Source organism: Bacillota bacterium (assembly GCA_036504675.1).
GTDB lineage: Bacteria > Bacillota > Sulfobacillia > JAJYWN01 > JAJZPE01 > DASXUT01.
Genome location: DASXUT010000003.1, coordinates 1 through 8,246, shown reverse-complemented (window position 1 = coordinate 8,246; position 8,246 = coordinate 1). Strand labels below are relative to the sequence as shown.

10 protein-coding genes are annotated in these 8,246 nt (G+C 65.2%); 4 read left to right on the top strand and 6 right to left on the bottom strand.

All coding sequences use genetic code 11. The features are described from left to right. The 4 genes from VGL40_00100 to VGL40_00085 form a co-directional block, all read left to right on the top strand. The coding region (locus VGL40_00100) for an ATP-binding protein (protein ID HEY3313675.1) at positions 1–2,369 on the top strand (2,369 nt) is incomplete at its 5' end. 14 nt (positions 2,370–2,383) lie between these two features. Continuing rightward, positions 2,384–3,052, top strand: a complete 669-nt coding sequence (locus tag VGL40_00095) for a Crp/Fnr family transcriptional regulator (protein HEY3313674.1) — start codon at positions 2,384–2,386, stop codon at positions 3,050–3,052. A gap of 95 nt (positions 3,053–3,147) precedes the next feature. Then, complete coding sequence (locus VGL40_00090; GenBank protein HEY3313673.1) at positions 3,148–4,164, top strand: DUF438 domain-containing protein; 1,017 nt, start codon at positions 3,148–3,150, stop codon at positions 4,162–4,164. After that, entirely contained in the window at positions 4,157–4,624 is a 468-nt protein-coding gene (locus VGL40_00085) for a PAS domain-containing protein (GenBank protein ID HEY3313672.1), read from the top strand. Before VGL40_00090 ends, VGL40_00085 begins: the two co-directional genes overlap by 8 nt. A gap of 117 nt (positions 4,625–4,741) precedes the next feature. Here the strand turns inward: VGL40_00085 and VGL40_00080 are convergent, their stop codons facing one another. From VGL40_00080 to VGL40_00055, 6 genes are all read right to left on the bottom strand, one after another. Further along, complete coding sequence (locus VGL40_00080; protein HEY3313671.1) at positions 4,742–5,014, bottom strand: hypothetical protein; 273 nt, start codon at positions 5,012–5,014, stop codon at positions 4,742–4,744. Positions 5,015–5,120: 106 nt separating this feature from the next. Continuing rightward, positions 5,121–5,963, bottom strand: coding sequence for a helix-turn-helix domain-containing protein (locus VGL40_00075; GenBank protein HEY3313670.1), 843 nt, complete (start codon positions 5,961–5,963; stop codon positions 5,121–5,123). A gap of 15 nt (positions 5,964–5,978) precedes the next feature. After that, complete coding sequence (locus VGL40_00070; GenBank protein ID HEY3313669.1) at positions 5,979–6,320, bottom strand: hypothetical protein; 342 nt, start codon at positions 6,318–6,320, stop codon at positions 5,979–5,981. 179 nt (positions 6,321–6,499) lie between these two features. Further along, positions 6,500–7,060 carry an NUDIX hydrolase gene (locus VGL40_00065; GenBank protein HEY3313668.1) on the bottom strand — a complete coding sequence of 187 codons (561 nt, stop codon included), beginning with the start codon at positions 7,058–7,060 and terminating at the stop codon, positions 6,500–6,502. 181 nt (positions 7,061–7,241) lie between these two features. Further along, entirely contained in the window at positions 7,242–7,652 is a 411-nt protein-coding gene (locus tag VGL40_00060; protein HEY3313667.1) for a hypothetical protein, read from the bottom strand. A gap of 76 nt (positions 7,653–7,728) precedes the next feature. Beyond that, positions 7,729–8,064, bottom strand: a complete 336-nt coding sequence (locus VGL40_00055; GenBank protein HEY3313666.1) for a hypothetical protein — start codon at positions 8,062–8,064, stop codon at positions 7,729–7,731. Between the last annotated feature and the right edge of the window lie 182 nt (positions 8,065–8,246).

The following is an 8,246-nucleotide window of genomic DNA, read 5'->3' as shown; positions in this document are numbered from 1 at the left end:
CCCACTCGACCCGCGGAGCGGACGGCCGGGTCAGTGGGACGGTGGCGGCGACCTTCGAGATGCTGCCGATCCACCAGCTGATAACCCGGGCCCGTTTGCCCGAGAACAGCGTAGCCGTGGTCATCGACCCGGACGGGAGAGTCATCGCCCGCTCTGAAACCCCGGAGCGATGGGTCGGTGAGAGTGTCCTGGCGACCCCGCTTGGTCCGGCCTGGGAACGCATCAGGGTCAAGGACAGCGGTACTTGGACCGGGCCTTTCTCCGACGGGGTGACCAGGCTTGGCGGCTTTTCCTCGACCGCCCTGGCCCCCTGGAGAGTCCTTGTCGGAATAGCCCCGACGAGCTTTTGGGCCGGCCTGTGGGGGAAGGCCCTTACGGCCGCGGGGCTCTTGGCGGTGCCCGTGCTCACCGCCGCCCTCCTCGCCGCGCGCCTGGCCGTCATCGCCAGCGAGCAGTCGCGGGCCAACCGGACCATCCGCCGCCAGGAGGTCTTCCTGGAGAAGTTGATCGAGCACACGGCGGCCGGGATCATCGTCGTCAGAGGGTCCGACCACCGGTTGACGCTGGTGAACTCGGCCCTGCGGCGATTGCCCGGGGTGCCCGAGGACCTCCCGGTCGGGAAGCCGCTGCGGGAAATCTTTCCCTCGATGGTCAAGTCCGACGCGCCAAAGCTGGACGAGATCTACCGGACCGGCCAACCCCATCGCCTGGCTCATTGCCTGAGCTCCCCCACCGGGGAGGAGCCGGTCTACTGTGACATCGACTGCGTCCCCATCCCCGACCAGTTGGGATTGGTCGAGGCCATCCTGATCGTGGTGACCGACGTCTCTCCCCAAGTCAGGGCTCAGAAGAAGGCCGAGGACCTGGCCGGGCGTCTCGAAGCCGGACTGGCCGAACTCGAAGCCCTCGTCGACAGCCTGGATGAGGGGCTCATGGTCATGGACGTGAACGGGCGGGTCACCAGGGCCAACGCGGCCCTGGCCCGGATCGCCGGTTTGGCGACGCCGGAGGAAGCTCTGCGGCCCATCAGCTACTACATGGACCGGTATGAGGTGAACCACCTCGACGGGCGGCCTCTCCCCATCGACGCCTGGCCGTTCAGCCGGCTGCTCAGGAACGAGACGGTGAGCGACTTCCGGATGCGGGTTCGCAACCCGGCCACCGGCGCCGTCCGGGCCTTGAGCTGCAACGGCAACATCGTCCGCAACTCGGCCGGCGAGAAGGCCCTCCTCGTCATGACCGTCAGGGACATCACCGCCGAGTGGACGGCCGGAAGCGAGCGGGAGCGGCTGCTGGCGGCAATCACCGAGAAGGCCGCCGAACTCGAGGCGACGATCAACTCCGTGGCCGACGGCCTGATCATCTTCGCCCCCGACCGGAAAGTCGTCCTGGTCAATCCGCTGGCCGAACGGCTGACCGGGGTCTCGCCGGCCGACTCCGGCCAAGTCCTGATAGAGCACCTGGCCCGGATGCATCCGACCACGGCCGACGGTCGTTCGGTGGCCCTCGAAGGGCTGCTCAGTTGGGATGCCCTCAAGGGCGGCGCGGCGGCCGGCGTGGTCACTTGGCACCGAGCTCCGGATGATCGGGTGGTCTGGCTCTCGACCAGTGCCGCGCCGATCCGAACTCCCGACGGGGAGTTCATCGGAGTGGTCGTCAGCTTCACCGACATCACCCCCATCCGCCAGTTGCAGGAACAGCGGGATGATTTCGTAAGGACCATCTCCCACGACCTCCGCTCACCGCTCAGTGCCATCCAGGGGCACGCCCAGCTCCTCGAGAGACTGATCGACGGGCAGGCCGAGCCGGCCCGCCTGATCCGCAGCGTCCGGGCCATCGAGCAGGCCGGCCGGCGGATGGCCTCGATGATCCAGGACCTGGTTGACTCGGCGCGCCTGGAGGTCGGGCAGCGTCACCTCGATAAGCAACCCATCTATCTGGCCTCCTTCGCCCTCGATGTGGTCGACCGGATGGCCGGGGAGGGCGGCCCCGACCGGTTCGATCTCGACGTGCCCTTTGACTTGGCCCCGGTCCAGGCCGATCCGGGCTCGCTCGAGCGGGTCCTGACCAACCTCCTGACCAACGCGGTGAAATACTCCCCGCCCTCGACGGTCATCACCCTTCGAGCCAGGAGAGCCCTGTCCGAGGTGGTCATCTCGGTGACCGATCAAGGGCCGGGCATCACCGCCGAAGACGTGGACCATATCTTCGAAAGGTTCTACCGCTCACCGACGTCGGCCGGGCAGGTCGACGGCCTCGGCCTCGGCCTGTACATCGCCAAGATGCTCGTCCAGGCCCACGGTGGGCGGATCTGGGTGGAGAGCGAGGCCGGGCGCGGAGCGACCTTTTCCTTCACCCTGCCCACCTGAAAGGAGACCCGGCCGTGGACGATGACCTTCGCTCCTTCCCTCTCTTCTCCGACCTCACCCAGGCCGACCTGGCCGCCCTTGGAGCGCTGGTCCGTGAACGCAGGTACCGCGACGGGATGTACGTCTTCGCCGAGGGGGATCCGGTCGAGGCGGTCTACTTCGTCAAGTCGGGGATGGTCAAGGCGGCCCGGACCGACGCCGAGGGGCGCGAACAGATCGTCAGCGTCCTCACCAATGGAGACTTCTTCCCCCACGTCGGCTTCCTCGACGGGGGGCCGGCGCCGGCGACGGCGACCACCGTCGGCGCCACCTGCCTGGGCCTGGTCGGCCGAAAGGACTTCTCGGCCCTGCTGACTGAGCACCCCCAGCTCACCATGGGGCTGCTGGCCGTGATGGAGCGCCGCATCCGCGGGCTCCAAGAACAGGTCAGGGACCTCGGCCTGATGACCGCCCCCAGCCGGGTCGGACGGATCCTTCTGCGTTTGGCCGGGCAGATCGGCGTCGACCAGGGGCACCGGCGCCTCCTCCGCCTCGAGCTGTCCCAGCAAGACCTGGCCAACATGGCCGGGGTCTCACGGGAGACGGTCAGCCGGATTCTCGGCGAGTTCCGGCGCGACGGGATCATCGCCGGCGAGGCCGGCGAACTGCTCATCGATGTGCGGACCCTGGAGGAACTGGTCTGAGGGAGGTGGACGGCGGCGAAGTAGCGCGACGGCCGCCGGGCATCCTAGCTTCGGCCGGCAAGCCTGGCAACGGCGAAATCGGAAGGAGGGTTCCGGTGCTCGACCTCAAGAAGCAGACGACACTGGCTGAAGCGATGAAGCAATACCCCGGCCTCTTGCCCGTGTTGACCCGTCTTTCCCCAAGCTACGGCCTGCTTGGCAACGCCACGGTCCGCGGGCTGATGGCTCCTCGGACGTCGATGGCCAAGATCGCCCAGCGCGGCGGGATGACCTACGAGGAGCTCCGGGCCAGGCTGTCGGAAGCCGAGACCGAACTGCGGCAGGGGGCGGCCGCGGGGCCGGACCACTCGGAGAAGGTCAAGGAAGAGATCAAGGCGATCGTCAAGCGGCTGACGACGGCCGATGACGTGGGCCCGCTCAAGGCCAGGTTCAAGGAGCTCCTCCGAGAGGCCGACCCGGTGATCATCGCCGCCGCCGAGGCCGAGCTGGCCAAGGAAGGCCTGACCACGCACGACCTGATGAATGCCTGCGAGATCCACCTGGAGCTGTTTCGGGAGACCCTCGACCAGGCCAAGATCGACGTCCCCAAGGGCCATCCCCTGTGGCGTTTCACCAAGGATCAGGACGCCATCCTCCTCTGGCTCGACGAGGGGCAGGCGTTGATCGGGGAGGCCTCCGGGAAGGCCGGTTTCGATGAGGCCGGCGCCGCCCTTGGGCGGTTGCGGCAAGTGGTGGCCAGGCTTCGCGAGGCCGAGAACCACGACACGCGTCAGGAGAACACGCTCTTCCCGGTCCTCGAGAAGTACGGTATCGAGGAGCCTCCGGCGGTCATGTGGGAGGAGCACTCCCGGATGAAGGACATGCGTCGCGACATCGAGAAGCTGGTGGCCGAACCGCCGCCCGACGTCGGCTTCAAGGGCTACATCGATCGCCTGAGCGGGCTGTGGATTGCCCTGACGGAGCAATTCATCCAGCACTCGACCAAGGAGCAACGGGTCCTCTACCCGGTGGCCCTGCGCCTCCTGAGCGAGACCGACTGGCGGGAGATCAAGCAGGAGTGCGACGACCTCGGCTATTTCGAACTTCCCAAGGAGGTCCTGAGCGATGAGTGAGAACCCGGACGGAAGCCGGCGCGACGAGAAGAGCCGTTATTCCTCGACCGACCTCTTCGAGGACCTGCCGGCCGAGACGCTGCTGAACCTACTGGACGCGCTGCCCGTCGACGTCTCCTTGGTCGACGCCGAGGACAAGCTGGCTTACTTCAACCTCCCCCGCGAAGGTCGGATCTTCGCCCGAGCCAAGACCGACATCGGCCGCAAGGTCCAGCGCTGCCACCCGCCCAAGAGCGTCGACCGGGTCCAAAGGATCATCGACGACTTCCGGGCCGGTCGGCGCGAGGCGGCCGACTTCTGGTTCGAGTACCACGGCAAGTTCATCTCCATCCGCTACTTCCCCGTCCGCGACAAGGCCGGGAACTACCTGGGGACGGTCGAGACGACCCAGGAGATCAGCGGCCTGCGCAAGCTGGAAGGCGAGAGACGGATCCTCGACGAGGACACGCCTCGGGTGTGACGTTGAACGGGCTGGTAAGGGCCAGTCTAGTAAGGGCCCGTAAGGAGGCTCCGGCTGAGTGGTCAGCCGGAGCCTCTCTTTATTGACCGGGCGTCACCGAACCAGGCGAACTCCACCTCACTGTCTCAATGCCTCGGGCCGGCCCCGCTTTACCGCCGCGCGGCCACCCAACCCCAGGAAGACCCGGATCGCCAGCCAGGCGATGGGTACGGCGCCCAAGACGATGAAGACGGGGTCCGGTAGAACCCGGGGTCGCGGGCGGCCCAGAAGCCGCATCCCGGCGAGGCCGGCGTTGAGGCCCCAGAAGGCCACCGGCGGCAGCCGCTCCCCCCAGGCTCCCTTACCCGCCAGGTTTCGCAGCACATACAGGAGGAGAGCGATGGCGAACATCCCGTAGACGCCGAAGAGGGCCGCGTGGGCATGGGCCGCGGTGAGGAAGATAGGGACCTGGTAATCTTCAACTCCAGATTCCTGATTTCGATGTTAGTCGTGGCCATCATCTTGACCTCAAACGACGGTGTAGACCGATCTTAGCGATATGATCTAAGGTCTTTGGGGAGACACCTTTCAGGAATGTTGAACGGCCGGTTGATAGGTCAAGGCCGGGCACCGTATTCCTTGCCCCGTCGGTGTACACAACCTCCATATCCACTGGCCTGTCTCCATGACCGTCATACAGCTCTACTGCCAAGGCGCCTTCCGCGAAATCGTAGCTAATCTCCCCACAAGCCCGACCAGAAGCATCCCGCAGGACACGGATCATCCGGTCACCCCCGGAATCGGCGGCCAGCTTCGCGTACGCTGGGGTTTCCTCCTTGAGAGGGGAACACTGTACCTTAAGCCAGAAAGTCGTATCCCCCTCATTTCCCCCCTGAAGATGCAGCTCATGCCCCCACTCCTTGGCCCGTTGAGTCAGGAAAGCAATGACCTCCACCTTCCCCGTCTGCCAACTTTCCGAAACGAGTCTAAACAGCAAGTCCGCGGTCCTGGACTGGTTGGACTTCCGGTTGGGAAGCTCCCAATTGTAGATGGACTGCCTGGTGCTGCCGATGAGCTGAGCGAACTGCTCAGTGGTCAGGCCCAAAGACTGCCGCAGTTCACGAATCTGCCCAGGGCTCAGGTAAAGGTGTCTGTGGCTTTCCTCAAATAGCTGCTCCCAGCGTTCTCTCTCCGCTGAAGAGAAATGCTCGGCGTCGCACTTATTGCACACGCCAATTACGGCATTCTCTACCACAAAAGGATGGCCGTGAATCTTGGTTTCGTATTTGGGGCGGACTTTGGGCTCAACGATCCCCTGCCCGCATTCCTGGCATGGATAGCCGAAGGTTGGCAAGGACACTCTTGATTCCTCCATTTAGTCTTTCTCGTTGGCCTCATGGGCCGTGATGAAGAAGTAGGCCCGATGGCCCTCTGGGGTCAGGAAGATGCGTCCGCAGGTATACACCCTCTGGCCGTAAGAGCCCCGCCCAATAATGAAGTACTTCCGGCCGTCAAGGGCCATCCCCAGGTCGTCTTTCTCCGCCTTGTGAATCCCCCGCGCCGTTATCATGCACTGCTTCAGGTCCCTCACGGTGAGTTCGCCTCGGTCAATGGCCTCGTTCACCTTGCGAGAGCACTGGGGATTACCGGTAACCACCAGCTCCCTTATGACCGGAAAAATCTCGCCGGCTTCGGAGAGGTCCAGGGGTTCATTCATCAGTCCGGCTTGCTCCTCTATTGGAACAATATATTCCCTGTAAAAGATTTTACATTCGCCGCGCCCTAATGTCAAATCTTTTACAGCCAACGGACACACTAAAACCCGGCGTCGGTTCGCGACGGCCGGGTGGGCTAATGGCGGGAGGCTGAAGAACCAGTCCACCGGGACCTGGCCGATCAGCGGTCGGGTTTCTCCTCGGCCTCCAGGTACTTGAGCGCGTAGAGCAACCCCAGGATGCCCAGGGCATGGACGATCTCGCCGTCGGCGATCATCCGACGGACGTCCTCGATCTTCACCACCTCGAGGCTGATCTCCTCGGTCGGGTCGAGGTGCTGCGGCCCCACCCGACGAGCTCCGGGGGCCAGGTAGAAGTGACAGAAGTTGCCCTGGATGGCCGGATTGGGGACGACCCGGCCAAGGTAGATGAACTCCTGGGCGGCATGGCCGGTCTCTTCCAAGAGCTCGCGGCGGGCCGCTTCGGCCGGGTCGGTCTCCCCCTCATCGAGGGTCCCCCCGGGGATTTCGAGCGTCGCCGCGTTCATCCCGGCTCGGTACTGGCGGACGAGGACGACGTGCCCATCCTCGGTCACCGGCACGACGTTGACCCAGTCGGGGAACTTGAGGACGAAGAAGGGGACTTCGTTCCTGCTTCGCGGGTCCTGCCGGCACTCCTCGACCAGCGTGGCGATGGGGTTGTGGTAGATGGTGCGGGTGCGCAGCAACGTCCAGCGGCTCATCGGCAGGCCTCCCCCGCCCGGCCCCGAAGCCGGGCGGCCGCAGTCTATAGGGGTATTCGGCAGGCCCGGCCGGGGACCTGTCGGGCTCGCGTCCCCCGGGTGAAAAGGCCAGGCCGGCCAGGGCGGCCGGCCTCAGGGTTGGGGATGGATTTCGGAGGGGGCGGGGCGGAAGGCGGGTCGTTCAGGCCGAGACGGCCGTCGCCTTGGAGACGTTCCGGACGGTCGGGTCGCTTCCCAGCCACCGCGGGTTGAGGGTGAACCCGAGCATCAGGCCGAGCAGCCCGAAAAGAGCAGGGTAAAGGTGACCACCGGTTGCATGGTCGCGTCGAGGACCATCTTCTTCAACGGCACGGCCCAGAGCACGTACCCTGACGCGGCCGTGAGGATCGTCCCCAGGGGCACCCCAGAGGGAGTGGAAGCTACCCTTGTTGACGGTCATGTCGACGATTGGCGCGAAGACCATCGTCCCGGCAAACCAGAGGACGTTCTGCGGCTTGGACGGTTGGGTGGTCGCCCGATAGGTCATGATCACGAAGAAGATGGCCATCAGCATCTGGGACAGGCCATCCATGTGCTTGAGGCCTTCCATCATTGGAGTGGCCCCCTTCCCTCGGCGACCCGTCCGCCCGCGGCCATGGCCACGCCGCCCACGGTCAGCGGGATGTGGATCACGTTGGCCAGGTTGAAGCCATCGACGAGGTGGATCGACCCGGCCCAGACCGGGGGCCGACCACCAGGGTCGTCAGGGCGCCGACATAGGACCACTTCTCCCCACGGAGCAGAGCGTAGGTGATGATCATTCCGGCCAGCCCGGCCAGGAGCGTGACGACCGTGGCCCATTGGTAGATCGGCTTGTAGGGAACCAGCCCGGCGAAGGGCTTCCACTTCTCGGCGCCCCAGGCGACGCAGACCGTGCCCACGCCACCCAGCAGGGTGAAGACGGCCGTCAGGCCCATCAGGGCGATCCCGGTACCCCTCACCTTCCAGGTCAGGTCCTTCTTCATCCGACTCCCTCCTTTGATTCCACCTTGACCCGCCGTGGCTCCTTGGGCATTGACGAAGATCAACAATTCGGGCGGCCGGCTCGACGACATCACAGCCCGGTGTGACCTGGGTCATAGCGAGCCATCCCCCGCTCCCTTACGATGGACTTGACGGCAAGATCAAGGTCAAGCGAGGAGGAGCG